The sequence below is a fragment of the Sphingomonas sp. AC435 genome (genome assembly GCF_979253005.1).
Window position 1 is genome coordinate 1 of the sequence record NZ_CEEDCJ010000088.1, and the last position, 245, is coordinate 245.

Here is a 245-nt window from a genome sequence, read left to right on the forward strand (position 1 = left end):
CGGCAGCGACTGCCATGACTGTCGGCGCGGCGTAGAGCGCATCGCATTGCGCCATCAGAGCGGTATTCATCAGCCCGCCGGGCAGGAGCAGTGCATAGAGCGCGTGCCGTTCGGGATGAGGGGCGTTCCTGGCGCGCAACAGCCGCCAGACCGCCCCGGCCATCAACAACGTGCCGCTCAGCGACACCACCTTCACGATCGTGTCGGACGGTACGATCCCGACCAGCGGCGATGCCAGCGTCAGC

General features: G+C 67.3%; 1 protein-coding gene. It reads right to left on the reverse strand.

Annotated features, from left to right (window positions below):
* Window positions 1–245: hypothetical protein (locus AC0CH8_RS19050; protein WP_465241222.1), on the reverse strand; the 245-nt coding region annotated here is incomplete at both ends.